Source organism: Shewanella sp. GJ50-10, assembly GCF_055808815.1.
Genome location: NZ_JBVVSS010000001.1, coordinates 1,120,244 through 1,146,847, shown reverse-complemented (window position 1 = coordinate 1,146,847; position 26,604 = coordinate 1,120,244). Strand labels below are relative to the sequence as shown.

Below are 26,604 nucleotides of genomic sequence, written 5' to 3'. Positions count from 1 at the left end.
AAATAAAACTTGGTGCTATATCAATAAATCGATAGATAAATTGGTTAATTTATCCACTGCTAATGTTTTAGGTCACAAATATGAACATCCTTGTTTTAAATTGGTTAGCCATGAGTGAATTTATATTCAAATTAACCAAATAGTTAATTAGCACTGTGCTTGAAAATAAATTCACTATTTATAAATCTAAATCAATTAGACTTAAGTGTTAAAGAAAAGTAACAAATCTTTTTGCGAGTTTTTAAAATTCTTTTTATTCATAAGGTTATACGAGACAAAACACAGTTTACGTTAACGTAAAGGCTGTTTTTTTTAACGAATGTAATGACAATAACAATTCATTTTGTTGAGTAATTTAAGTTTGACCTTTATTCATTATCGGGCTAATTTGAGTGGTTCGGGTGCATATCTATGAGAACTTCTCCGCATTATCCGAGTCGTATTAAGTTAGGTTTAGGGAGTTTTTGTATGAGCTTATATCATCCCAGCTTTGAGCGGGACAATTGTGGTTTCGGCTTAATAGCCCAAATGGATGGCGATGCAAGCCATCGCATTGTCCGTACAGCTATTCACGGGTTAGACAGAATGAAACACCGTGGTGGTATTGCATCGGATGGTCGCACAGGTGATGGCTGTGGACTATTAATGTCGATGCCTAAAGATTTTTTTGCAGCCGTTGCAACCGAAAATGATTGGCACTTAAGCCGTAAGTTTGCAGTGGGTATGTTGTTTCTAAGCCAAGATCCAGTCAAAGCAGAAACATCAAAAGCGATTCTAGAAAAAGAACTACAACGTGAAACCTTAAGTGTTGCTGGCTGGAGAAAAGTCCCAGTTAATCCAGACGTACTAGGTGAAATCGGTCGTAAAAGTTTACCGCAAATTTACCAGGTACTTATTAATGCACCTGTAGGTTGGCGCGAGAAAGACTTGGAACGTCGTCTCTATATGGCAAGACGTCGTTTAGAGCAACAAATCGTCGATGACAAAGATTTTTATGTGGCCAGTCTATCGGGTCAGGTCATTGTCTATAAAGGCTTGATGATGCCTGCAGACTTACCTTCTTTTTATACCGATCTCGCAGATATCCGTCTAAAGAGTACAATTTGTCTGTTCCATCAACGTTTTTCTACTAATACATCACCAAAGTGGCCGTTGGCACAACCGTTTAGATTTTTAGCTCATAATGGTGAAATCAATACCATTACGGGTAACCGTCAGTGGGCTCGTGCTCGTGCCTACAAATTTAATTCGCCACTACTACCTGATTTACAACAAGCAGCACCTTTTGTGAATGAAACAGGTTCAGACTCATCATCTTTAGATAACATGCTAGAAATGCTGTTATCAGGTGGTATGGATCTTTACCGTGCTATGCGCTTACTTATTCCACCAGCTTGGCAAAGTAATCCAGAAATGGATGACGAATTAAAAGCATTTTATGATTTTAACTCAATGCACATGGAGCCGTGGGACGGTCCTGCTGGCATTGTAATGAGTAATGGCCGCCACGCTGCCTGTGCTGTCGACCGTAACGGTCTGCGCCCTTCTCGTTACGTTATCACTAAAGATAGAATCTTGACCTTGGCTTCTGAAGTCGGCATTTGGGATTATTCTGCTGATGAAGTCGTTGAAAAAGGCCGTGTCGGTCCTGGTGAACTGCTTGTTTTAGATACCATGAATGGTCGTCTTTATTCATCTTTCGAAATTGATAATGATTTAAAACGTCGTCACCCATATAAAGAGTGGATGTCTAAAAACAGTCGAACTTTGGTTCCTGCCAATAAAATGGAAGCGGCTCAGCAAGGTGCTAGCAACTTTTCTGCTGATGTATTACTTCAGTATCAGAAGCATTTTGGTTACAGCCGAGAAGAACTTGAACAAGTCATCTGGGCTCTTGCAAGTAAAGGCGAAGAAGCGACTGGCTCTATGGGCGACGATACGCCAATGGCTGTATTGTCTAAAAAATCTCGCTCGCTATACGACTATTTCCGTCAAAAGTTTGCTCAAGTCACTAACCCACCAATCGATCCGTTACGTGAAAAACACGTAATGTCATTAACGACTTGTGTAGGACGTGAACAGAATCTATTTTGTGAAACAACCGGTGTTGCTTACCGTGTCATGTTTGAATCTCCAGTTCTGTTATTCAGTGACTTTAATCAATTGCTTGGACTAGATAGCACTTACTATCGTGCCAATACTGTTGATCTAAATTACGACGCACACGAAACCTTACAACAAGCAATTGAACGTATCACTGATGATGCTGAGCGTTTAGCGAGAAGTGGCACAACGTTATTGATTTTATCGGATCGTGCAACTGCAAAAAATGTTCAGGTTATTCCAGCAGCTATGGCTGTAGGAGCGGTACAGCAGCGTCTTGTTGATAAGAGTTTACGTTGTGACACTAACATTATTGTTGAAACAGCATCTGCAAGAGATCCACATCATTTTGCTGTATTGCTTGGATTTGGTGCTACGGCTATTTACCCTTACTTAGCCTACGAATCAATTTCAGCAATGGCGAAGAAAAATCAAATCGAAGATGACAGCATCTTGATGCTTAACTTCCGCCAAGGTATTGAAAAGGGTCTACGTAAGATCATGTCTAAGATGGGCATCAGTACCGTAGGTTCATACCGTTGTAGCCAACAGTTTGAAGCCGTCGGCTTGTCTTCTGATGTAATTGAACTGTGTTTTAAAGGCGTCATTAGTCGTATTGAAGGTGCAGATTTCGATCATCTGGCAGCAGACCAAAAGCGACTACACACAGCGGCTTATCGTGCACATGTGCCTTTACCACAAGGTGGTTTATTAAAGTATGTTGAAGGCGGTGAATATCACAGCTTTAATCCAGATGTCGTCAATACCTTACAGGAAAGTCTTGTTGAGCAAGATTATCCAAAATACAAAAAGTTTGCCGCTTTAGTCGATGACCGTCCGATTGCAACATTGCGTGATTTGATTGGTGTTAAAGGCACGAATCCTGCCATTGATGAGTCAAAGGTAGAAGCAGCAGAAAATCTATTCTCTCGTTTCGATAGTGCAGCTATGAGTATCGGTGCATTAAGCCCAGAAGCTCACGAAGCCTTAGCTGTAGCGATGAACCGTATTGGTGGTCGTTCTAACTCTGGTGAAGGTGGAGAAGACGCAAGCCGCTTTAACAGCGAGCGTAACTCGGCGATTAAGCAGATTGCTTCAGGTCGTTTTGGCGTTACTGCGCATTACCTTGTTAATGCAGATGTATTACAGATTAAAATTGCTCAAGGTGCGAAACCAGGTGAAGGTGGTCAATTACCAGGTCATAAAGTCAGTGTCGAAATTGCAGGTCTTCGTCATGCACGTCCTGGCGTCACACTGATTTCACCACCGCCGCATCACGATATTTACTCTATTGAGGATTTATCGCAGCTGATTTTCGATTTAAAACAGGTTAACCCTAAAGCCTTAGTCTCGGTCAAACTGGTTTCAGAACCAGGTGTCGGCACCATTGCTACCGGTGTAGCAAAAGCCTACGCAGACATGATCACGATTTCTGGTTATGACGGTGGTACTGCTGCAAGTCCTATTACCTCTGTTAAATACGCAGGTTCTCCTTGGGAGCTTGGCCTTGCTGAAGTTCATCAATCATTAGTTGAAAACGGTTTACGTCATAAAATCCGTTTACAAGTGGATGGTGGGTTAAAAACAGGCTTAGATATTGTTAAAGCCGCATTGTTAGGTGCTGAAAGCTTCGGTTTCGGTACTGTGCCTATGATTGCACTTGGTTGTAAATACTTACGTATTTGTCACTTAAACAATTGTGCAACTGGTGTCGCCACTCAAGATAAAAACTTACGTGATAACCATTACCATGGTCTGCCAGAGCGCGTTATTACCTACTTCGAGTTTGTCGCTCAAGAAGTACGTGAATCAATGGCAGCGCTGGGTGTCACTAAGTTTGAAGATTTAGTAGGTCGAACTGATTGGTTATATGCCCTTGAAGGTCAAACGGCTAAACAACTTGGTTTAGATTTTGCGCCAATTCTGTACCAACCAAAAGTAGCAGAAGGCAGTGCAATCACTTGGAAAGAGTTAAACCCACCTTCAGATAAAGGCGAGCTTAACTTACAGATTGTTACCGACACAGCTCAAGCTGTACTAGAAGGTAAACCTTTCAGTAAGCAATACGCTATTAATAACACTAATCGTTCAATTGGTGCTTCGCTATCAGGCTACATTGCCACTAATGTAGGTGTGACTGGTGCTAAAGAACCTATTTCATTGCAATTTAATGGTAGTGCGGGTCAAAGTTTCGGAGTGTGGAATAGCCCCGGCCTTGAAATGAAATTAGTCGGCGATGCAAACGATTACGTCGGCAAAGGGATGTCGGGCGGTCGAATTGTCATTAACCCACCTGTTGGCAGCCCTTTCCAAAGTGAACAAAGTGCCATTATGGGTAATACCTGTTTATATGGTGCAACGGGCGGTCGCGTTTACGCAGCTGGTCAAGCTGGTGAGCGTTTCGCTGTTCGTAACTCTGGCGCGATTGCCGTTGTTGAAGGCGTCGGTGATAACGGTTGTGAATACATGACTGGCGGCATTGTCGTGGTACTGGGTCAAACTGGTGTTAACTTTGGCGCAGGTATGACGGGTGGCTTTGCTTACATCTTCGATAGATTTAATCACTTTAGTCGCCGCGTAAATACAGAGCTTGTTGATACACAAAAGTTAGAATCAAAAATTCAGCAGCAACACCTTAAGGAGCTGATTGAGGCGCATGTTGAAGCCACAGGTAGTGAGCACGCCAAAATGATCTTAAGTGATTTTGAAAACTGGTTAGACTGTTTTGTATTAGTTAAGCCTAAAAATATTGCCGTTGCCGACTTGCTCAAGATAGAGCAAAAAAGCCCGGAATTAGCTGTGAAGGCGGGGTAATTTAGATGAGTAATGATTTTCAATTTATCGAAGTGGATCGTAAGGATCCAACCAAGCATTCCGCAGCTGAGCGCTCAACCCAGTTTATCGAGATCTATCAGCCATTTTCTCAGCCTCAAGTGGCTGAGCAAGCTGACCGTTGCTTAGATTGTGGTAACCCATACTGTGAGTGGAAATGTCCACTGCATAACTATATTCCAAACTGGTTAAAGCTGGCAGAACAGGGGCGTATTCTTGAAGCCGCTGATTTAGTTCACGAAACAAACACCCTACCTGAAATCTGTGGCCGCGTTTGCCCACAAGACAGATTGTGTGAGGGTGCTTGTACCCTTAATGATGACTTTGGAGCTGTCACTATTGGTAATGTTGAAAAATACATTACTGACACCGCAATTAGCCAAGGATGGCGACCAGACATGAGTACCGTTACTCCTCGTAAAGAACGAGTAGCGATTATTGGTGCTGGTCCCGCAGGTTTAGGTTGTGCAGACATTCTCAGCCGTAATGGCGTAAAAGCGGTTGTTTATGACAAGTATCCGCAAATTGGTGGTCTGCTAACTTATGGCATCCCATCTTTTAAACTTGATAAAGATGTCATGCAAACCCGTCGCAATGTACTTGAAGGCATGGGTATTGAATTTAAAATGGGCGTAACTGTCGGTAAAGACATTGCGTTTCAGTCTTTACTTGATGAATACGATGCCGTGTTCTTAGGTATGGGAACATATACAGCAATGAAAGCCCGTCTTCCAGGTGAAGATAGCCAAGGTGTTATTCAAGCATTGCCGTACCTTATTGGTAACACCCATGAGTTAATGGGTAGTCAGTGCCAAGACAATCCGTATTTAAGCCTTGAAGGTAAAGATGTGGTTGTTTTAGGTGGTGGTGATACTGCTATGGATTGTGTTCGCACAGCAGTTAGACAAGGCGCAAAAAGCGTGACTTGTGCTTACCGTCGTGATGAAGCCAATATGCCAGGTTCACGTCGTGAAGTTCAAAATGCGCGTGAAGAAGGCGTTAACTTCTTATTTAACCGTCAACCTGTAGCGATTAAAGAACAAGATGGCGTTGTAACCGGCATTGAATGTGTTGAAACCCAAATGGGTGAAGCAGATGAATCAGGTCGTAAAAAAGCGGAAGTCATTCCTGGTAGCGAACAAGTGCTAGAAGCTGATGCCATTATCATTGCCTTTGGTTTCCAAGCAAGCCCTGCTCCATGGTTTGATGACTTTGGCATTGAAACTAACGAATGGGGTTTAGTCAAAGCCAGTAAGTTTGACGATAATCCATTCCAAACCACTAACCCTAAAGTGTTTGCTGGCGGTGATATGGTGCGCGGTTCTGACTTAGTGGTAACCGCCATTGCTGAAGGTCGTGATGCTGCCCAAGGAATTTTGAATTCATTTGAAGATGCTTAGCATCAAACAAAAATATCCTTAACTAAAAAGCGCATTGAAAAATGCGCTTTTTTTATTGAAAATTTATATCGCTCCCAGTTCTGAATTATCCATCTGTGCTATATTAGCCGCCATCTAAAAGCTAAGTGATCGTTTGCTATCAATCTAGCAATTACTAGATAATTACTTAGCTATCTTATTAATGCCAATATTCAGACTTGGCTAACTAATCAATGAGAATCAGTTTATGAAAATCGCTATTATCGGTGCAATGGAACCAGAAGTTGCTCACCTAATTGAAACCATGAGCAATCCAGTTCATTCAAAAGTTGCCGGCATCGAATTTATTGAAGGCCAGTTATCGGGTCAAGATGTTGTGGTCACTCGCTCAGGCATTGGTAAAGTCGCGGCAAGTATCGCAACCACATTAGTGATCAACAACTTCAAAGTAGATGCGGTTGTTAACACTGGTTCAGCTGGTGGTTTTGTCGATAGTTTGAATATTGGTGATATCGTTATCTCATCTGAAGTACGTCATCACGACGTTGATGTGACTGCTTTTGGTTACGAAATTGGCCAAATGGCCTCACAACCTGCAGCGTTCATTCCTGACACTAAATTAGTTGAAGCAGCCAAAGCGGCAATCTCATCGTTAGGCGAAGCGCAAGTCATTGAAGGGTTAATTGCAACGGGCGACAGCTTCATTTGCGACCCTGAACGTACTAAAGTGATGCTCAACAACTTCCCGACAATGGCGGCTTGTGAAATGGAAGCGGCTGCAATTGCCCAAGTATGCCATCAGTTTGAAGTCCCATTCGTGGTTATTCGTTCGCTTTCAGATAATGCTAACGATGATTCTGCAGTAGACTTTGACTCATATATTGTTAAAGCTGGTCATTACTCAGCATTAATGGTTATAGCATTATTAAAGCAGCTATAATCAAGCTTAAAGCTATAAGTAGCTGCGGAAACTATTAATAATGGGATGGTTTTTTAAAATTGATTGATAGCACCTTTTACGAACAACTGATTCGCATTGATGGCAGCTTATTACAAAGTTGCTTAGTGTTATTTATGGCGTTACTAATTTCACGTGTGGCGCCTATTTCAAGAAAGTATCATCCCATTGTTTGGTTCCATCAGTTAGCTATTCTGCTCAGCCAGAAAGTTAGTCACCCACAACGGGACCCAAAACAACAGCTTACTGCAGGTTTACTGGCAAGTATTTTACTCGTTGTGCCTATCTGGTTTACAACTTATTTTATTCTCTCGCTCGCAGCCTACCCTTGGTTTTTCGATTTTGTTTTACTGTACTTTTGTATCAGCGATGCGGGGTTCAAACCTGTAGCAAAAGATGTAGTTAGCTCGCTTGAACATGGGCAGAAAGAATTAGCAAAATCCTACTTATCACCTTGGCTTACACAACAAACGAGCAGTTTGTCTGAGATAGGCATTTGCAAAGCAACAATCGAGCGTCTGTTAATTTCACCAAGTTATGGCACTGTGGCGACCATTTTATTTTATGGGCTTGGCGGCACGCCACTAGTATTATTGCTTCACTTACTAAAACAACTAGAACATTGCTGGCCAAACTATGTCCCGCAGTATCGCTTTTTTAGTGCGCCGATATATTTTCTCAATCGTTTTATCTATGCGATCCCTATCTGGTTATGGAACTTTACCTTAGTACTTCAAGGTGGGCTTAAAAACATCAACATCCTATTCAAACAACCTTCTCACACGGATGGGATATACGGTTATTCGAGTTTGTTTATTGGTAGTAAGATCTTACAAGTTGAGCTTGGCGGTCCGCAAAAATTTGTCATCAACCATAAAGAACAAAGAGTTGCTATAAATAAGATTAATCCGTCTCGAATGCCTGAAATACTTGATATCAAAAATGCCATCAGCCTAACCTCTTGGGCTGTGACTTTTTGGATATCCTTTACCATCGCTATTCCTATTTTATGGACTGCATTAAGATGGTTACAAGCAATGTAACTTTATTTGCAAAAGAGTTATTATTACCAGCTAAGTGATTTATCCCGTTCCATTTGAGGCAAAGTGTCTTGTTAGATAACATTCAAATATCATTAACTACACCCGGTTTATTATTTCCTGCAATCTCATTATTGTTATTGGCTTACACCAACCGTTTTTTCTCTTTGGCTGCGCTAATAAGAAACTTAAGTGCTTCTGGTAAACCTGTAGATAACGAGCAAATCAAAAACCTAAGGCAGCGCATTAGCATCATCAGACGCATGCAAGAAGCAGGTGTTGTTAGCTTTGCTATTTGCGTTATTAGCATGATATTTATCTACTTAGGCTTCTTTCATACTGGTTCTGTGATATTCGGTGTCAGTTTATTATTTTTACTTTATTCACTCATTTTGTCTGTCATCGAAATTAGAATTTCTGTAGATGCGCTGAATATTCATATTAAAGAGTTAAGCTCACAGCAGCATTGCAAGAAAGTCTTAACGGAGCGAAGTTTGAACAGCGATGAGCGAACCAATGATTAACTTTGAATGGATTTATTTTTTTGATCTCTGTGGTACTGCTGTATTTGCCCTTTCAGGTGCCTTAGCTGCAGGTAAACATCGCATGGATCCATTTGGAGTGATAGTACTTGCATCAGTTACCGCCGTTGGTGGTGGAAGCATACGTGATGCGCTAACGGGCGCGACCCCGGTATTTTGGATTAGCGATGCTAATTACATTATCGTCATCTTAGCCACTGTGTTTGCTTGTTTTATTCTCGTCAGAAAACCACATAAACTACCAAAGCTGACCTTACCCATTGCCGATGCTCTTGGGCTTGCATTATTTACGGTTATTGGCGCAGAAAAAGCACTGATGTTAGGACTATCCGGTATGTCAGCTGTTATTATGGGGCTCATAACTGGTGTGGGTGGTGGTATTATCCGAGATTTACTTTGCCGCCAAGTTCCAATGGTTTTGCGTACCGAGATTTATGCTACAGCATCAATTGTCGGTGGTATCTGCTACACCTTGAGTATTGAAGTTGGAATGGATAGCATTAATGCATTATTCTTTGCTATGTTCAGTACCTTGATTATTCGCCTGAGCGCAATACGCTGGCATCTATCTTTACCCGCGTTTGATTTAAAAAGTAAGAGGCCCTAAGTGCGAATTATTGGTTTGTTATGTGGTATTTTTTGCAGTTTATTGAGTTTAAACAGCAATGCCGCTGTTGGTGATATGCCAAAAGAGCAACAGATGGCAGTGCAATACATGCAAGCATTGACCGATCATGACTATCGCTCTCTCAGACGTTTTTATAACCGTGATAGTGTGTTTTACGATAAAACGGCCAATGTCACCTATAAAGGCGGCAGGCATATTATTGATTTTTTCGAACGCGCTCATGAAGGCGTTTTAGAATATAAGTTTAATATTGAGCATATGTTTAACACTGGCTCATTAGTGGTGATGATTGGTAATTATCACCTTCGCGGCCCAGGTGAACAGTTTGGGAAACCAGGCAAAATTATTGAGATTGCAATCCCTGGTGTTACAACACTTAAGTTTGATATGAATACTGAAAGGATGACTGAGCAAGTCGACTTAATGGACTATCAAACCATGTCTGACCAACTGCAGACTCAATAGGCTGATGACTTGAGCCAGAAACGGAAATAAAAAAACGACTCAATTGAGTCGTTTTTTGTCTGTATATTTTAGCTTTTAGCTAGCATGTAAAGCAAAAAATCTAAGCTTAAATTAAACTAAAGTGATTTTAGCAAACTTACGTTTACCCACTTGAAAAATAGCATTAGTGCCTGCTTCAAACACTTGGCGAGTATCACTAAGCTTTTCGCCATCCATCTTAACTGCGCCTTGCTTAATCATGCGCATGCCGTCAGAAGTTGAACCTACCAAACCCGCAGTTTTAAGTAAGTTAGCAATCGCTAGCCCTTCACCGGCTTCAAACTCCATCTCTTCAATATCATCTGGCATCGCACCTTTTTGGAAACGATTAATGAATTCTTGATGAGCTGCATCAGCTTGCTCTTGGTCGTGGAACCTTGCAATGATTTCTTTTGCTAAAGCAATTTTCACATCACGTGGGTTTTGACCATTGGCAATATCTTCTTTAAATTGGGCAATTTCAGCTAATGGACGGAATGACAGTAGCTCGAAGTAACTCCACATCAAGTCATCTGAAATTGACATGATTTTACCGAACATTTCGTTAGCAGGTTCACTGACACCAATATAGTTATGAGCAGACTTAGACATTTTCTTTACGCCATCTAAACCCACTAATAAAGGCATCATGATAACCGTTTGTGGTTTCTGACCTTCCGCTTTTTGTAGCTCTCGACCCATTAACAAGTTGAACTTTTGGTCGGTTCCGCCTAACTCTACATCCGCTTTCAGTGCAACTGAGTCATAGCCTTGTAGTAAAGGATACATGAACTCATGAATCGCAATCGCTTGCCCTGACGCATAACGCTTTTTAAAGTCATCACGCTCCATCATACGTGCAACGGTTTGCTTAGAACCTAAACGGATCATACCTGCAGCGCCTAATGGCTCTAACCAGCTAGAGTTAAATTCGATACGAGTCTTAGCTGGATCTAAAATTTTGAACACTTGCTCTTTATACGTTTCAGCATTGGCAAGTACGTCTTCACGAGTCAATGGAGGACGAGTACTGTTTTTACCACTTGGATCACCAACCATGCCAGTGAAATCGCCAATCAAGAAAATTACTTCATGGCCTAGCTCTTGAAACGCACGCAGTTTATTTAAAATGACCGTATGGCCTAAATGAATATCTGGAGCGGTTGGATCTGCACCTAGTTTAATTCTTAAAGGACGCCCCTCTTTAAGTTTTTCTAGCAGATCTGACTCGACTAAAATCTCGTCGGTACCACGTTTAATTTCTGCTAACACTTGGTCTAAATCAGCCATTTCGGCACCTACTCCTGAAGCATTGATAAAAAAATAAGAGGCCTATATTACTTGTTAGCCACGGTAATTGAAAGTGTGTACACTAAGGGGATTACAACGAAAAAGAGAAACTGGTACATAGGTCGATGGCAAAGCTAATCACTTTATTTAAATTACTGCCAAAAGTGCATCAAATTGCATTAAGTTTATTAGTTATTTTCACGATGATTATCGTGTTATTCCCCTCTGATGACGCTAAAGCATCCAAACAAACACAAACTGGCACTGTAGATCTTTCTGACCGCATTCAATCGTTGCAAAACAATAATGATGAAGACAGCAACACTCGCTCGGCTAATACACAATCCGAATACTCTGTGCCATTAGCATTTCGCACACCAACACCGCCAAGCCAATCTAGCCAACATGCCAATAAGTCAGTACAACAATCATTAACGCCTTCAAAAGACAGCAGCCCTATTGCGAATTTGGACCCATTAACAACTTCTGACAATACAGTATTGAGCCCAGCTAAAGATGTAGAAAATGCAGTACCTTATCGCGAAGCCGATTTGTTGTCCCATAAAACATATAAAGTGGCCAAGGGAGATACCTTTGGTGGACTGGCGAACAGAGCAGGATTAAGTCCTAGAGATGTTTACCAAATTACCCTGCTGCCAAAATCAAAAAAGAATCTGCTTAAAATTATGCCCGGCGAAGAAATCATCGTCACCAAAGATGGGCAGAATGAAATAACCCAGATCAGTTATCAGATGGACAAGATTTCTACGTTATTGATCAGTAAACATGACGATAAGTTTCAAGAAAAGGTTAACGTTAAAACCATTACCTTAGAAAATAAATTCATAACTGCCAATATCAGTAGCAACTTCTGGAATGCAGCAGCAACAGCTGGTTTATCTGCTAACCATATTATGCAACTGGCTAATATTTTTGGCTGGGACATTGATTTTGCATTAGACATTCGCAAGGATGACAGTTTCTCGCTCATGTTTGAGGAAGAGTTTGTCGACGGACAGTTTATTGGCACAGGTAACATCTTAGCGGCTGAATTTTATAACCAAGGCGAACGTTATACTGCAGTACGTTATACCGATGGCGAATACTACTCGGAATCAGGCAACAGTATGCGAAAAGCTTTTTTACGCTCACCTGTTGATTTCAAATACGTTAGTTCAAGCTTTAACCCCCGCCGCTTACACCCTGTTACAGGGCAAGTAAGAGCCCATAGAGGCGTAGATTATGTTGCTGCTATTGGCACTCCAATTAAAGCTGCTGGCCGAGGGAAAGTCGTTGAAGCGAGCTACAACAAATACAACGGTAATTATGTTTTCATTAAACACAATGACACCTACACCACCAAATACCTGCACTTAAACAAGCGTAAAGTAAAACGAGGCGACACGGTTAAACAAGGTGAAATTATCGGAACTCTTGGTAAAACTGGGCGCGTGACTGGCGCGCATTTACATTATGAGTTCATCGTAAATGGCGTACATCGGAACCCAAGAACCATCAAGCTGCCACAATCGAATCCGATTGATAAAAAAGAAAAGAGCCAATTTACCGCATTGAGTAAACAGCTGATGGCTAAAATTGAGAAAAATAAACAACTACAATACGCCAGTAATTAAGCAATCCCTATTAAGTAACTAGCTATTGAGAAACTGGTATTGATCAGCTGTTATTATGCAGCAGCCCAAGTAGGTATGAGCGTTTCATCAACTCACTCGTACCTTTTCTATTTTGTGTTCAATTTGTTTCTACATTTCGTTAATTTGAGCAACCAACTATGACAGCACTTACAAACAAACATCACTATTTCATCGGTTTAATGTCTGGCACCAGTATGGATGGTATTGACGCTGTTTTGGTAGATTTTGCAGACAATAAAAGTCAGTTAGTTGCCAACCATACCGTTGACATTCCTCAACATATATTGAGCCAATTGCACCGTTTATGTTCCCCTAATACCGATGAAATAAATATCATGGGGCGAATGGATCGCGCTATGGGTTTGTTGTTTGCTCAAGCAGTTAATGAGTTACTAGCTAAAGCGAAGATTGATAAAACTGATATCATCGCCATTGGTAGCCACGGACAAACAATTAGGCATATGCCAAATTTAGAACATGGTTTTACATTACAAATTGGCGATCCTGAAACAATAGCCGTTGAAACAGGGATTAATGTCATTGCTGATTTTCGCAGAAAAGATGTCGCGTTAGGCGGACAAGGGGCGCCATTAGTACCCGCGTTTCACCACGCCATGTTTGCTGAAAACAAAACGCCAAGAGTTATCCTTAATATTGGCGGCATTGCCAATATCACTTACCTGCCTAATAGTTCAGGTTCGCAATCTGACAATGCAGTCCAAAACGGCGATGAGCGAGTCATTGGTTTTGATACTGGCCCAGGTAACACCTTAATGGATGCATTTATTCTGCAAGAGCAACAACTCCCATTTGATGAATCAGGTCAATGGGCGGCTTCTGGCACCACAGACGATGAGTTTTTACAGCATTTATTGTCTCACCCATACTTTGCCATGACATACCCAAAAAGCACGGGGCGTGAACTGTTTAACCAAGCTTGGTTAGAACAGCAAAAGGCCAACTTTTCACATTTAAACCTTGCTGATATTCAATCAACTTTACTTGATCTAACCTGTCATAGCATCGCAAATGACATAAACAGATTATCTGACAAAGGCGATATATTTGTTTGTGGTGGTGGCGCATTTAATAAAACCCTAATGGGGCGCTTAAGCCTATTGCTGCCTAATTGGACTCTCTCGACCACTAGTAATATTGGCATGGATCCCAAATGGGTCGAAGGTATCGCCTTTGCTTGGTTAGCCATGCGTAATCATCATGGTTTAAGCGGTAACTTGCCAGTAGTGACTGGGGCAAGTCGGTTTGCGGTGCTAGGAAGCTTGTACCACGCTTAATGCTTGCACCACGCTTATGGTTTTTACACGATAAACCTTCATCGCTAATCGATGACTACAGTGCTTTAAGGCGGCACTGAGCTAAGGCCCTGTAGTCTATAAACTTCCAAGCTATCCTTTTTTGACGATCCTTACTGCATCGTATTTCCCTATACTCCTTTGCCCTTAACACATCTAAAAGTCATATTAGCATCATTGAATTAATTCATTTTTACTGCTTAACTCTTTTGAGCGGTATTTTTAAACCGTTTCTAAGTAATTTATTTATAAGTGATAGTTGGGAAGACTAATTAGCAGTTAACTTAGACAGTATTCAATTTTAATAAGGACAGTTAAATGAGTATTCAGCAAAAAATGTTAGCAGAGTTTATTGGCACTTTATGGTTGGTGCTCGGAGGTTGTGGTAGTGCCGTCATCGCAGCAGCCTTCCCTGAAGTCGGGATAGGATTACTCGGCGTCGCTTTAGCATTTGGCTTGACCGTACTGACAATGGCTTTCGCAATTGGCCATATTTCAGGTTGCCATTTAAACCCTGCGGTATCTTTTGGTCTTTGGGCTGGTGGACGCTTTCCAACTCGCGAGTTAGCCCCATATATCGTTGCTCAAGTGGCTGGCGGGATTGCTGGTGCAGGCATTTTATTCTTAATTGCCAGTGGTCAAGATGGCTTCAGTCTAGCAGGTGGATTTGCATCAAACGGCTATGCACAGCACTCGCCTGGTGGTTATAGCATGATGTCAGTACTGATATGCGAGGTCGTAATGACCTTATTCTTTTTACTCATTATCCTTGGCGCGACAGATCAACGAGCGCCAGCAGGCTTTGCACCTATTGCAATTGGTTTAGGGCTCACCTTGATTCATCTAATCAGTATTCCGGTATCTAACACCTCGGTAAACCCCGCAAGAAGCACAGGCCCCGCTCTATTCGTCGGGGATTGGGCTATTTCACAATTATGGCTGTTTTGGGTAGCTCCCATTGCAGGTGCGATTCTTGCTGGCATGATTTATCGCTTCTTTGACACCCCATCCGAAGGATAGGTACATTTAAGCACCTTATCATTAGCAAAGAGCACGCAAAGTGCTCTTTTCTTTTTTAAAACTAACAGTCAATGTTATCATGCGGTATTCGCGTGAATAAGCGCCAAATCAGTTCCACTTTGCAATGAGAGTTCACCATGAGCAGCAAACCAAAATCAATTGAAGACCAATTAAACATGACACCTGAAGCGCGTTACGATTACCTTGTTGATCAAGTTAAACAAGAACAAGCAATTTGGAGCCTGCAAGACCAAGATGGTTGTGTGATGCTGACCACTGAAGATGAGGATTGCATCCCGATGTGGCCTTCTGAAGAAGCAGCCAAACTATGGGCTGTCGATGAGTGGAAAGACTGCGAACCTCTTTCAATCCCTTTAAATGAGTTCCAAGAACGTTGGGTGAGTGGCATGTCAGAAGATGACTTATTTGTCGCCGTGTTCCCAGTTCAAGAAGACTTAGGTGTGGTTATCCCACCGTATGAGCTTGATTCTCGCTTAACGCCAAAAAAACAAGCTAAGCATTAAAAGCACTCTACACTGTTTAAATCCCAGACACCTGCAATCAAGATAAAAGTTAAGGCGTTATGACTGATAAAAATTTACCGCAGCAAGATGCTGAAAAGATAAATATTGTCGAAACAGAAAATGAAACAGTTGCTAAACCTAACACCGAAAAAGCAGTATTCCCTAAACGATTAATCGCATTAATGACGGTTTACGTCATTACTTCTGTTAGTGGGTTAATGGCACAACAAGGCGTGTTATTGTGCGCTTTAACTTTAATGATGGTATTAGGTGTAGCCGGTAGACAAAAAGCAGCGCTTTACATGTTACGGGCTTATGGCATCTTACAATTAGGCCTATACAGCATGCTGCCTATTATCATGTATGACCCTGATAATATTGTTGCAGGACCTACCACTGTAGATATTGGCTTTATGCAAATGGTGCTGCCTGATTGGGTTATTTTCAGTGTGTTAATTGCTTTGGCTTTAGTGCAGGTATGGATTAGCTTTAATAAAGCAGTGTTTAAGTGGTTTAAACCTAGAATGAACTTTAATATCATTAGTTGATTAAGTTTAACCCACAAAAAAGCCGTCATAAGACGGCTTTTTTATTGTTAATAATTGCCATTTAGCAAAATATCAACTTAATGTCGCAACTCAATCAATGTATTAGACTGAGAAGCTAGCTCCACAACCACAGGTCGTGGTCGCATTCGGATTCTTAACAAAGAAGCGAGACCCTTCCAGTCCTGAAGTGTAATCCACTTCACCGCCCACAAGATATTGAAGACTCATTGGATCAACAACCAATTGAACACCTTGCTTTTCAATAGTGAAATCACCTTCATTAACTTTTTCGTCGAAAGTAAAACCATATTGGAAACCTGAACAACCACCACCTGTGACGTACACACGAAGTTTTAATTCTGGGTTCTGCTCTTCTTCTAGCAGTCCCTTCACTTTAGTTGCCGCAGCATCGGTAAATTGAATTGGCATTGCTGCATCTGTTTGTTCAGTCATTACTACCTCTAACTTCAGTTTCAGGTCGGAATTATCTATTACCTGACTAATTTGTTCAAGTATTACTCTTAGTTCTTTTTTAGCTTTCTAGTAACTCTGAGATCTCGAACGTTTGCTCAATGCGTCCACCTTTAACACCACGACTGGCACTAACTTGCACTACGGCTTTAATTCTCTGTAAATCAAATCCTTGTGGCAAACTTATTTCAGCATCGAACATTTGAAAGTATCTGAAGCCAAAATTAAACTGCTCAATCTCTAAGTCGCTTAATGAAATTTCCACTTGTTTCTCATTTTGTACTCCTACTAAAACAATGTCGGCGACCCCTTTAACAATGCTTTTTCGTTTTTGCAGTTGGGTTAAAATTAATCGCATTTGGTAACTATCAGGCAATAAACCTTTCGATAGCTCAAGACCATGAATAGCAACACCATCAATCTCTTTCTCTGGTGACACTAGGCTGCGGTAAAATGCTAATTCTTGTTCAAGTGTTTTTTGCTGTTGAATTTGTTTACCAAACATTTGCTTCATGTTGGCATTGGCTTCTTTTTCAATTGAAAGTGCCATATCAAGACGAGAAACTACATGAGATTGTTGCTTAAGTTCAGTCTTAAGTGCGGTTACTTCAGCAGCTTGATGTTCTGGTTCAACGACTTCAGATATGAAAACAGTATGACTTAAAACCCCAACAACAAAACTGATAATAATTAACGCTGATAAATATAACCCCGATGAACGAAGTTTACGTTCTTGAACTTGCAAGCGGTCAAGCATGCGATGATAATTTAGCATTAGGTAACAAGCCCTTAATAAAATACAATGACAACAAATCGCCCAAATATGGATCTTAGGCAATACAGTGCAAATTAAGATAAATAAAGCCGCTATTATTCACACCAAAGCAGCTACACGCAAATATCTTCGTAATGAATTGAGAGATAAACTTTCTCAGTCGAAGATTAGTGTGCAACTTTGTGGTTTAGCGCTGTTATTTGCCATTATTGCCTCAAGCGTCATCATCTTATTCCGGCTATTACTCAGTTGGGCGCAAGTTCACACCATTCCTGAAGCGACCAATTTTGCCAGTGCCGTCAGCGACTGGCGTACTTACTTACCGATTGTCGGCGCTATCTTAATATGGCTGGTGGCAGGCATCGGCTCTAAGCGTTATCGCCGCATGGGAATTGCCTATGTCATGCATCGATTTAAGCTGCATTACGGTAAAGTGCCGTTGCAATCCGCACCCGGTCAGTTCTTTCAAGCATTAATTGCCTTAATCGCAAACTTTTCTGTTGGTAAAGAAGGACCCGCTATTCATCTTGGTGCCGTTAGCGCCAGTTATTTAGCCGAAAAGTTTAAATTACCAGACAATAGCGTGCGAATTATGTGCGCCAGCGGCATCGCAGCAGGTATTGCAGCGATTTTTAACGCGCCGCTTGCAGCAGTCCTTTTTGTGTTTGAAGTTATCGTCCGCGAATACAAAATTCACTACTTTTTCCCGATAATGTTATCGGCCATATGTGGAGCGTTATCGAGCCAATTAGTGTTTGGCAATATTCACGAATATGACTTAATCACAGTAACGCGGATCCCCTTGGATCATTACCCTATTCTTGCCATTGGCGGCATTGTGCTAGGCTGCGCTGCGGCAGGCTTTAATCATTCACTGTTAAAAATGACAGCAATAGGCCAACACTGGCCGCTGATTTATCGACTCATGATAGCTGCGAGCGTCACCACTTTGGTGGGGTTATTTTTACCCCAAGCATTGGGCTCTGGTGATTTAGCGATTCAAGCAACCATTATCGACAGCCCTAGCTTAATGTTCTTGTTAGCATTATTGATCGGTAAAATTATAGCGACCATTGCCGCGATTGGCTTTGGGATTCCTGGTGGCTTAATTGGTCCGCTTTATGGTATTGGCGCATTGATCGGCGCAATATTAGCTTTAGTTAGCGCCATGTTTTTCCCATCAATTGCCCCTTATGTAGGTTTGTATACTGTTATTGGAATGACTGCCATGATGGGCGTCTGTTTAAGTGCGCCGTTGGCTGCACTGGTGGCTCTACTCGAGTTAACCAATGATGCGTCAATAATACTACCTGCGATGTTCGTTACTATTCCGGCTTTCTTGATTGCCTATCAAGGTTTTAATACCAGCTCAGTTTTTTTAAAGCAGCTCGATATTATGGGGCTTGGATACAAGGTGCCTCCCGTCAATCAAGGTCTACAAAAGAAAGGCGTGCGAGCCATCATGGATAAGCGCTTTGTTATCGTCAACGATAATGACGACCTACTGCTGGAGGTAATGAAACGCGCCGAAGGACGACCGGTAATGGTACGCAACTCTGAGTCACAAATCGAAATGCTCAGTATCGAAATGCAATCATTTGAAGACTCAACAACACTATCACGTCAACCAATGGAAGGGTTTCCTGATACAGCCACATTAAATGAGGTTTACGAGTTATTGGCGATTAAGCGACGCGGTGAAGTATATATTTATCGTGGCAATACCAATAATATCGTCGGCGTGATCAGCTGGGCGACATTATGGCAAGAAATACGCTCTGGCCAAGTGTAATTTTCAATGTTTTTCGTACGATAAAAGTTCACTTTTTAGGAATTTAGCATTGTTCTTATTTCGCTAATCAGTGTTATGTCTAAAAAGCGATAAATAATCATTAGCGAGATTTAATATTCATCCACTCTCTGTTAAAATCTCGCCTCAGCCACCCTACATAACCACAGGGTAAATAGCCCTTATTTACTCTCCTAATAATTGGAAATCAGGCTGATGACACAGTTTAGCGGTTCTCACATCCTTTCAGTTAATCAACTGGATCTTGATGCTATTAACACCATTTTTAATGTCGCCGAAGATATGACGCCTTATGCGCTGCGTGAAAAACGTACCAAGGTGCTCGACGGAGCGATTTTAGGTAACCTCTTTTTTGAACCAAGTACACGAACTCGAGTGAGCTTTGGCTGTGCCTTTAATTTACTAGGCGGTAATGTCAGAGAAACTGTCGGTATGGGGTCATCGTCATTATCTAAAGGCGAATCTCTTTATGATACCGCTCGTGTGTTATCGACATATTCAGACGTTATCGCAATGCGTCACCCAGACCCTTTTTCAGTCAAAGAGTTTGCTGAAGGTAGCCGCGTTCCTGTGATCAATGGCGGTGACGGCTCAAACGAGCACCCTACCCAAGCATTGCTGGACTTATTTACTATTCAAAAAGAATTAAGTCATCGCGGACAAGATATTAGCGGCATGCATATCGCAATGGTTGGCGACCTTAAACATGGTCGCACAGTGCATTCGCTATCTCGTTTGTTGTGTATGTATAAAAACATTCAATTCACATTAATCTCACCATCTGACTTAGCAATGCCTGACTATGTGATCAATGACATTGAAAATGCTGGTCATAAGATCACAATAACAGATCAGTTAGAAGGTAATTTACATCAAGCTGATATACTCTATCTGACTCGAATTCAGGAAGAACGGTTCGCTTCACAAGATGAAGCGAATAAGTATCGTGGCAAGTTTAGATTAAATCACAGTATTTATACGCAACATTGCAAATCAAATACGGTGATTATGCATCCGTTGCCGCGTGATTCACGTGCGCAAGCAAATGAATTGGATAATGATTTAAATAGCCACCCAAGTCTTGCCATTTTCAGGCAGGCCGATAATGGCTTACTTATTCGAATGGCACTTTTTGCGTTAACGCTTGGTGTTGAAAACGAGCTACAACAGCATGAGTGCCCTGTTAACTGGTATTCACGAAAAGCTGATAGATAGTCAGCTAACGATTTTTTAGAAGGATTTCACATGACCCGCTCAGAAGCGCTTTTTGAACAAGCAAAACAAACCATTCCTGGTGGCGTAAACTCACCAGTTCGTGCCTTTAACGGTGTAGGTGGTTCACCACTTTTCATCGAAAAAGCAGATGGTGCTTATATTTACGATGCTGATGGCAAAAAATATATCGATTATGTTGGTTCTTGGGGCCCGATGATTTTAGGTCACAATAATCCTCAAATCCGCCAAGCGGTATTAGAAGCGGTTGAAAACGGTTTATCATTTGGTGCGCCAACTGAACTTGAAGTTAAAATGGCTGAGAAAGTCATCGAAATGGTGCCATCAATCGAACAAGTTCGTATGGTAAGTTCAGGTACTGAAGCAACAATGAGTGCAATTCGTTTAGCACGTGGCTTCACTAACCGTGACAAAATCTTGAAGTTTGAAGGTTGTTACCACGGCCATGCTGACTGCTTATTAGTTAAGGCAGGTTCAGGTGCATTAACACTTGGACAACCAAGTTCTCCTGGTATCCCTGAAGACTTTGCTAAGCACACACTGACAGCGGTTTATAACGACCTTGATTCAGTTCGTGCTATGTTCGAGCAACACCCAGAAGCTATCTCTTGTATTATTCTTGAGCCTGTTGCTGGCAACATGAACTGTATCCCACCAGTTGAAGGATTCCTTGAAGGTCTTCGTACAATCTGTGATGAGTTCGGTGCATTGATGATCATCGATGAAGTGATGACTGGTTTCCGCGTTTCTAAGAGCGGTGCACAAGGTCATTACAACGTTAAGCCAGATCTAACGACGTTAGGTAAAGTTATCGGTGGCGGCATGCCAGTGGGCGCTTTCGGTGGTCGTAAAGATGTGATGCAGTTTATTGCTCCTACAGGTCCTGTATACCAAGCGGGTACTTTATCGGGTAACCCAATTGCTATGACTGCCGGTTTAGCGCAAATGGACGCTTTATGTCAGCCAGGCCTTTATGAAGAGCTAAGTGCTAAAACTAAGCGTATCGCTGAAGGCTTCAAAGCTGCTGCTGATAAGCACGGTATCCCATTAAGCATTAACCAAGTTGGCGGCATGTTCGGTTTCTTCTTTACTGAAGACACAAACCCAATCACTAGCTTCGATCAAGTGACTCAGTGCAATATGGATCACTTCCGTAATTTCTATCACTTAATGCTAGATGAAGGTGTTTACTTAGCGCCAAGCGCTTATGAAGCAGGCTTCTTATCAATGGCTCATGGTGAAGAAGAGCTTGAGCTAACGCTTGCTGCTGCTGATAAAGCATTTGCAGCTTTAAAAGCTCTTTAAATTGTTAATGAGTTAACTTTTAAAAGTAACTCTGTGGCAAATTAGAATACGAAAGTTTAAAAGGACTGGTTAACACCAGTCCTTTTTTATTGCTTATTTATAAGCAGACAGCAAAAAGGCGCTCAAAGCGCCTTTTTATATGAAGTTTAATGAATAAATTCAATGTTATTATCTACTCCATATATCTACTAAACCTATTAGCCAAGCCTGTTCACCAAATCAGGACTCTAAACAAGTTCACAAATAATTAGGACTTAAAAGTATTTGATTCGGCGTATTTATATTGCAGGTACTTTAAACTTTGAACCATCGATTTCCAGCACCACATCTCTTGGTCTAATTTCAATAATCTCAAGTTTACCTTTAATCGTATCTCCCTCTTGAAGCTCTTTACCATCAACATTTAACCAACGGTTTTCAGCTGCAGAAGAGTACACATGGGCTTGGATATTAAATTCAGGTACTTGCAACTGCACACTTGCAGGTAGTTGACCGTATGGTGGGATCTCATCTTGCTTCGGTGTCGTCGGGATAGGGTCGAGCTTTTCAGCTGTTACTGGGGCATTGGCTGAATTTTCATATTCAACCTCTTTCAAAGCCGCTTCAAATGCCGCCATTAAATTATTAGAGTTATCAACTACAGGTTTATTTGTAGGCTCTGTTGCCGCTCTCTGGCTTTGTTGCTCGTAATTAACATCGCTGGCTGCCGCGCTGACTTTCATCCTAAGCGCATCAAGATCGGATGGTTTTCTGTAATTGGAATTCGCCCCCAAAATTATCGCTTCATCTCCATATAAAGCTTGTAGTTCTGCAGCAGTTAACTGTCGCTCGCTCGATGATTTGGGCACGGTATTATTTGAACTAGAATTATTTGTTCCAGAAATACCTGAGCCTGTATTACTTGAATCAAAGTCAGAATAGTCATTTACTGAAGCGCTACTTGAACGTGTTTGTTGATTGCCCTCGTTTCCTGACAAGTATCTTGGTTGAGAATAGCTTTGCTCTTTAGGGTGATTATTAGCTGTCACTTCACCACGATTATTATTTAAACGATAATCGTATACGACATCATTGTTTTCTTGCTGCTCAGCTCTTGATACAAACTGAGTTGAACCGTTCACCTGTGATAAAGGTTTCGCAATAGGTAAAGCCACTTTGCTTGCTATGCGAACTTCACTTGAAGGCTCAGTTTTTAGATCTTCAGTGGTGGAGTTTTGATTTGAATTATCAGTCCTTGAATTAGTATTAGCAACTTGAGGTTCAATGGTATTTTTCATTAAAGAGCTTGGAGCAATTAACTTTGATAATCCCCAAGCTGATGCCACGCCCGCAATAATCACCCCAGCTAACACCAGATACTTAAGCCAAGCATGGCTAACCACTTGCTGGTAATTAGCTCTAGGAGTGAGTACAGCATCGGGGAGTTCACCCATTTGCTGCTGCTTTTCTTTGGTCACAGCATCTAACAAAATCGACATTAACTACGACCTGCTTGTTGGCTCAATCTCGGGCCTTGTTGATTGAGGTATAAGTTAATTTGTACCAGCGTTTGATTACCCGCGATACCGTCAGACTTAAGCCCATGTTGACGTTGAAATGCCATTAGTTCTTGCTCTAATTGGTTATCAAATGAATTCAATAATCTTGATGAGCGCTGCTCTATTATCGCTAAACTATTTTCCAACCATTGTATTTGCGACAAGTTAGATGTGCGGCTAATTTCCCTTGGAATATCACCAGCGGTTTTCCAAAGTAATTCAAAGGTGCCGCTAAAGTGGCGATTAAACCAATCTTTATTCACCCACAATTGCTGCTCACTTAACTGCAGTAAAATCTGCTCACCTTCTCTTGCAACCACTACGCCATAAAATTGATTAGCTTGCTGATCTTCAAGATAAACGACCGCTGGATAATTTAGACGCGCAATACTATTCCAATTACCTTGTTGCTGGTGACATAACAAACCTTGCTGTTTCGCCGCCTGACATGCCGTTAAGCCAATAATTGGCTGTTTATCCCATAAAGCAAAAAGTCCGGCGAAAGCATTATCGATACTGCGACTTTGTGCCATCGCCGAGCGAACAACCCCCTGACTTCCATTTGATTGGCTCAGATTGGATTTTTGCTCTGCTTGAACCGGCAATTGACTTTGTTTTGCTTGCTCAGATAGAGAATCTGGAAAGAAAAGGTAAAACGACACACCAAAAGCGACAATTAACGACGCCGCTATAGTTATAGGCCATTTATTATTAGACTCAACGGGGATATCACCTAACACTTCGGCAGCTGCTTGCTTGATCATATGATGATCAATTGGCACTTTTGATTGGCCATAACCAGCCATTAATGCGCGTTCACATAAAAGATTGGTTAATCTTGGAATACCGCCACTGAATTTATGCAGCGCCTTGCAGGCCCTCTTGGTAAACAAAGGTTCAAAACGGCCTGCAACCTGTAGTCTATGTTGAACATACAACTGTATTTCTTCAACCGTAAGCGGCAACAAATGGTAACGAGCAGTGATCCGCTGAGCCAATTGTCTTAATTCTTGGCGCTTGAGTAACTGCTGCAGTTCTGGCTGACCGATTAAAATCACCTGAAGTAATTTCTTAGTATCGGTTTCTAAATTAGTTAATAGTCTTAATTGCTCAAGCACTTCTGGGCGAAGGTGCTGGGCTTCATCAATAATCAGTACCGTATTTCGGTCATTTTGATGGTTGTTCAACAAATACTGACTAATAAGATCGGTAAGCTGCTTAATAGATGGGTCTTCACCGTAAGAAATTTTAAGCTCATCACAAAGCGTGGCAAGTAACTCTTGTTCAGTTAAAGAAGGGTTGAGAATAAAAGCTGTATCGGTATTATCTGGCAATTGTTTTAATAAACAGCGTGATACAGTTGTCTTTCCTGTACCAACCTCACCGGTTAATAATACAAAGCCACCCGTCTCACCTAAACCATAGGTTAAATGAGCTAGTGCTTCTCTGTGACGGTCACTGAGAAATAAATAATGTGGGTTGGGCGCGATTGAAAATGGATTATCATTCAATCCATAAAATGCTTTATACATCTGGCCAAAAATCCTTATTTAAAACTGACGGCTCAAGTTATAGCTTGCTGTGTTGCTTGTCAAAATTTAGCAGCAGAAATGTTACTCGTGCTAAGATTTACATCATTAATTTGTACTGCAGTTAAACAGCTACAATATTGATTGATACTAAAATATAAACTTTATGAGTTAATTTAATCAGGGTAAAGACGTTTATGAAAATCTATTTAGTGGGCGGTGCAGTTCGAGACGCTCTTATATCTTTACCCATAAAAGATAAAGATTATATGGTCGTGGGTGGCTCGGTAGAAGAAATGTTTGATTTGGGTTATAGCCAAGTTGGTAGAGACTTTCCTGTATTTTTACACCCCAAAACACAACAAGAATACGCCCTCGCCCGTACAGAAAGAAAAAGTGGTCAAGGATATGGCGGCTTTAGCTGTGAAGCCAACAAAGAAGTCACCCTAGAACAAGACTTACTCAGACGCGACCTTACCATTAACGCCATGGCCCAAGATGATGAGGGCACTATTTACGATCCTTACAACGGCCAAAAAGATCTTCAACTGCGTTTACTTCGTCATGTGTCAGATGCGTTTGTTGAAGACCCATTAAGAGTATTAAGAGTTGCCCGCTTTGCTGCACGTTTTGCCCATCTTGGCTTTGATATAGCCGATGAAACTATTGAACTAATGAGACAAATAAGTGATTCAGGTGAACTTGATTACTTAACACCTGAACGCGTTTGGCAAGAGCTAGATAAAGCCCTTAACACTGAAAATCCCGAAGTGTTTTTTCAACAATTAAGAAAGTGCGGCGCATTAAAAGTGCTTTTCCCTGAAATTGATGCCCTATTTGGCGTACCACAGCCAGAGAAATGGCACCCTGAAATCGATTCAGGGATCCACACTATGATGGTGCTGCAGTCAGCAAGCCAGCTAACAGATAAAAAAACGATTCGTTTTGCAGCATTAGTTCATGACTTAGGGAAAGCAATCACCCCAAAAGAGTTGTGGCCAAAGCACCATGGTCATGGGCAAAAAGGTTTACCTGTGATTAAAAAACTATGCCAGCGAATTAAAGTCCCTAACGAATACAAAGAGCTTTCTTTACTGTGTAGCGATCAGCATCAAAACATTCATAATGCCCAAGAATTAAGACCTGAAACCATCATAAAAATATTCGATAAAGGCGACTTTTGGCGAAAACCACAACGTTTAGATGATTTACTTATTTGTTGTCATGCCGACATTCGTGGCAGAACAGGGTTTGAAACAGTTGAATACCCACAAAGTGATTATTTAAAACAGTGTTACCAACTCGCCAAAGATATAGATGTGCAGCAAATTATTTCTGAAGGATTTAGAGGTGCTGAAATAAAACAGCAATTATTAAACCGTAGAGTGGAAGCTATCGGCTTATATAAACAATCTATTACTAAAGTTTGAGTATTCAATAATCAATGATCGGATAAGAGTTTGGCATTATTGGGTAGAAATAATACTAATGGATGTTAGAACAGATAAAAGCTCAGACTAAAAAATAAACACCTCTTTGAGGGTTAATTGATAAATTTATGAAGAAATATGCTTCAATCTATTAGATTTACGAAGTTTTTTGTCATATTTATTAGTTTTTGGTATAGC

20 protein-coding genes and 1 pseudogene are annotated in these 26,604 nt (G+C 41.3%); 16 read left to right on the top strand and 5 right to left on the bottom strand.

The genetic code is table 11. The annotated features are described in order from the left end of the window. Window positions 1-468: 468 nt before the first annotated feature. The 7 genes and pseudogenes from gltB to AC0L4E_RS04750 all read left to right on the top strand — a co-directional run bounded on the left by gltB (window position 469) and on the right by AC0L4E_RS04750 (window position 9,947). Window positions 469-4,917: a glutamate synthase large subunit gene (gene gltB / locus AC0L4E_RS04780; protein WP_473678230.1), complete on the top strand. Its 4,449-nt coding sequence runs from the start codon at window positions 469-471 to the stop codon at window positions 4,915-4,917. Between the two features lie 5 nt (window positions 4,918-4,922). Beyond that, window positions 4,923-6,335 (top strand): FAD-dependent oxidoreductase, encoded by a 1,413-nt coding sequence (locus tag AC0L4E_RS04775; protein ID WP_473678229.1) that lies wholly within the window; start codon window positions 4,923-4,925, stop codon window positions 6,333-6,335. 226 nt (window positions 6,336-6,561) lie between these two features. Further along, complete coding sequence (locus AC0L4E_RS04770; RefSeq protein WP_473678228.1) at window positions 6,562-7,254, top strand: 5'-methylthioadenosine/adenosylhomocysteine nucleosidase; 693 nt, start codon at window positions 6,562-6,564, stop codon at window positions 7,252-7,254. A gap of 59 nt (window positions 7,255-7,313) precedes the next feature. Beyond that, window positions 7,314-8,315 (top strand): cobalamin biosynthesis protein CobD/CbiB, encoded by a 1,002-nt coding sequence (locus tag AC0L4E_RS04765; protein ID WP_473678227.1) that lies wholly within the window; start codon window positions 7,314-7,316, stop codon window positions 8,313-8,315. An 80-nt stretch (window positions 8,316-8,395) separates the two neighbouring features. Next, window positions 8,396-8,767, top strand: a pseudogene (locus AC0L4E_RS04760) (DUF2721 domain-containing protein); the annotation flags it as partial. A gap of 49 nt (window positions 8,768-8,816) precedes the next feature. Beyond that, window positions 8,817-9,461: a trimeric intracellular cation channel family protein gene (locus tag AC0L4E_RS04755; RefSeq protein WP_473678226.1), complete on the top strand. Its 645-nt coding sequence runs from the start codon at window positions 8,817-8,819 to the stop codon at window positions 9,459-9,461. 75 nt (window positions 9,462-9,536) lie between these two features. Next, window positions 9,537-9,947, top strand: coding sequence for a nuclear transport factor 2 family protein (locus AC0L4E_RS04750; protein WP_473681524.1), 411 nt, complete (start codon window positions 9,537-9,539; stop codon window positions 9,945-9,947). A gap of 111 nt (window positions 9,948-10,058) precedes the next feature. Here the strand turns inward: AC0L4E_RS04750 and tyrS are convergent, their stop codons facing one another. Beyond that, window positions 10,059-11,255 carry a tyrosine--tRNA ligase gene (tyrS, locus tag AC0L4E_RS04745; RefSeq protein WP_473678225.1) on the bottom strand — a complete coding sequence of 399 codons (1,197 nt, stop codon included), beginning with the start codon at window positions 11,253-11,255 and terminating at the stop codon, window positions 10,059-10,061. A gap of 125 nt (window positions 11,256-11,380) precedes the next feature. Here tyrS and AC0L4E_RS04740 point away from each other — a divergent pair, with 125 nt between their 5' ends. From AC0L4E_RS04740 to AC0L4E_RS04720, 5 genes are all read left to right on the top strand, one after another. Further along, window positions 11,381-12,889, top strand: coding sequence for a peptidoglycan DD-metalloendopeptidase family protein (locus tag AC0L4E_RS04740; protein WP_473678224.1), 1,509 nt, complete (start codon window positions 11,381-11,383; stop codon window positions 12,887-12,889). A 158-nt stretch (window positions 12,890-13,047) separates the two neighbouring features. Beyond that, window positions 13,048-14,205, top strand: a complete 1,158-nt coding sequence (locus AC0L4E_RS04735; RefSeq protein ID WP_473678223.1) for an anhydro-N-acetylmuramic acid kinase — start codon at window positions 13,048-13,050, stop codon at window positions 14,203-14,205. A 336-nt stretch (window positions 14,206-14,541) separates the two neighbouring features. After that, a complete protein-coding gene (gene aqpZ, locus AC0L4E_RS04730) occupies window positions 14,542-15,243 on the top strand; it encodes an aquaporin Z (protein ID WP_473678222.1) in 702 nt (233 codons plus the stop codon). Window positions 15,244-15,380: 137 nt separating this feature from the next. Beyond that, window positions 15,381-15,767 carry a DUF2750 domain-containing protein gene (locus tag AC0L4E_RS04725; protein WP_473678221.1) on the top strand — a complete coding sequence of 129 codons (387 nt, stop codon included), beginning with the start codon at window positions 15,381-15,383 and terminating at the stop codon, window positions 15,765-15,767. Between the two features lie 59 nt (window positions 15,768-15,826). Beyond that, window positions 15,827-16,315 carry a hypothetical protein gene (locus AC0L4E_RS04720; RefSeq protein ID WP_473678220.1) on the top strand — a complete coding sequence of 163 codons (489 nt, stop codon included), beginning with the start codon at window positions 15,827-15,829 and terminating at the stop codon, window positions 16,313-16,315. 102 nt (window positions 16,316-16,417) lie between these two features. Here the strand turns inward: AC0L4E_RS04720 and erpA are convergent, their stop codons facing one another. Together erpA and AC0L4E_RS04710 are read right to left on the bottom strand one after the other, a co-directional pair. After that, window positions 16,418-16,768 (bottom strand): iron-sulfur cluster insertion protein ErpA, encoded by a 351-nt coding sequence (gene erpA, locus AC0L4E_RS04715; protein WP_055024237.1) that lies wholly within the window; start codon window positions 16,766-16,768, stop codon window positions 16,418-16,420. Between the two features lie 79 nt (window positions 16,769-16,847). Beyond that, complete coding sequence (locus tag AC0L4E_RS04710; protein WP_473678219.1) at window positions 16,848-17,561, bottom strand: DUF6776 family protein; 714 nt, start codon at window positions 17,559-17,561, stop codon at window positions 16,848-16,850. 67 nt (window positions 17,562-17,628) lie between these two features. Here AC0L4E_RS04710 and AC0L4E_RS04705 point away from each other — a divergent pair, with 67 nt between their 5' ends. The 3 genes from AC0L4E_RS04705 to hemL all read left to right on the top strand — a co-directional run bounded on the left by AC0L4E_RS04705 (window position 17,629) and on the right by hemL (window position 21,909). After that, window positions 17,629-19,353, top strand: a complete 1,725-nt coding sequence (locus tag AC0L4E_RS04705) for a chloride channel protein (protein WP_473678218.1) — start codon at window positions 17,629-17,631, stop codon at window positions 19,351-19,353. A gap of 213 nt (window positions 19,354-19,566) precedes the next feature. After that, a complete protein-coding gene (locus tag AC0L4E_RS04700) occupies window positions 19,567-20,586 on the top strand; it encodes an aspartate carbamoyltransferase (protein WP_473678217.1) in 1,020 nt (339 codons plus the stop codon). A 30-nt stretch (window positions 20,587-20,616) separates the two neighbouring features. Further along, the gene (gene hemL / locus AC0L4E_RS04695) at window positions 20,617-21,909 is read left to right on the top strand and encodes a glutamate-1-semialdehyde 2,1-aminomutase (protein WP_473678216.1); all 1,293 of its coding nucleotides are present in this window, start codon (window positions 20,617-20,619) and stop codon (window positions 21,907-21,909) included. Between the two features lie 278 nt (window positions 21,910-22,187). Here the strand turns inward: hemL and AC0L4E_RS04690 are convergent, their stop codons facing one another. Both AC0L4E_RS04690 and AC0L4E_RS04685 read right to left on the bottom strand, forming a co-directional pair. Then, window positions 22,188-23,387 carry a general secretion pathway protein GspB gene (locus AC0L4E_RS04690; RefSeq protein WP_473678215.1) on the bottom strand — a complete coding sequence of 400 codons (1,200 nt, stop codon included), beginning with the start codon at window positions 23,385-23,387 and terminating at the stop codon, window positions 22,188-22,190. Next, entirely contained in the window at window positions 23,387-24,979 is a 1,593-nt protein-coding gene (locus AC0L4E_RS04685; protein WP_473678214.1) for an ExeA family protein, read from the bottom strand. The genes AC0L4E_RS04690 and AC0L4E_RS04685 overlap by 1 nt, the downstream gene beginning before the upstream one ends. Window positions 24,980-25,173: 194 nt before the next feature. Between AC0L4E_RS04685 and AC0L4E_RS04680 the strand changes: the two genes are divergently transcribed. Further along, window positions 25,174-26,406 carry a multifunctional CCA addition/repair protein gene (locus AC0L4E_RS04680; protein ID WP_473678213.1) on the top strand — a complete coding sequence of 411 codons (1,233 nt, stop codon included), beginning with the start codon at window positions 25,174-25,176 and terminating at the stop codon, window positions 26,404-26,406. Window positions 26,407-26,604 lie beyond the last annotated feature (198 nt).